The sequence below is a fragment of the Vibrio sp. 1978 genome, from assembly GCF_033344345.1.
Map to the genome: position 1 here is coordinate 1 of NZ_JAWPOP010000879.1, position 550 is coordinate 550.

Below are 550 nucleotides of genomic sequence, written 5' to 3' on the forward strand. Positions count from 1 at the left end.
GACCCTGTACTTGTCATGATCGAAGCTTAGAGACTCGCCGCTAAGAATAGCGACTGAGCAGGACTCGGTTGAACGAACCAGTGTATGTTCTGAAGCTTGAGATTGCGCGATAACGTTCATTTATTCTTATTCCTAGTAGAACGTAAAAGTGCAAAGTTTCTAAGTAATATATATAACTAAAGAACTCTGCACTTTTACCAGCATGCTAAAGCATGCAGTAAACAATTGATTTATTTGTGCTTAGTGAGAGTTTTTAGTTATGCAGCTAGTGCATAGAGACTGTTGTCGAAAAGAGACTGTCTTTGCTCAACAAGATGAGAAACGGTTTGATGTAGATCTTTGCCTAGTGCCATGGCTGCGATAATGGCATCGACCTCATGAGACAAGAAACCAACAGAGTTTGCACCAAGGGGAATTGAAGGTGGGAATGTTCCATCGTTAATTTTGCGGTGGAGAGTCGCTCTTGAGAAGGGTACGCGTTGTAGAACGTCAGATTTACGTACGATTTTTATAAGGGTAGTTGTATTTACAGACATAACGATAACCTATG

General features: G+C 40.9%; 1 protein-coding gene. It reads right to left on the reverse strand.

The genetic code is table 11. The features are described 5' to 3' along the window. Positions 1 to 257: 257 nt before the first annotated feature. Complete coding sequence (locus R8N49_RS29645) at positions 258 to 536, reverse strand: helix-turn-helix transcriptional regulator (RefSeq protein ID WP_318190763.1); 279 nt, start codon at positions 534 to 536, stop codon at positions 258 to 260. Between the last annotated feature and the right edge of the window lie 14 nt (positions 537 to 550).

Excerpts from the sequence above, each read along its gene's own strand:
- R8N49_RS29645 (WP_318190763.1), bottom strand. The coding sequence starts at position 536 with ATGTCTGTAAATACAACTACCCTTATAAAAATCGTACGTAAATCTGAC.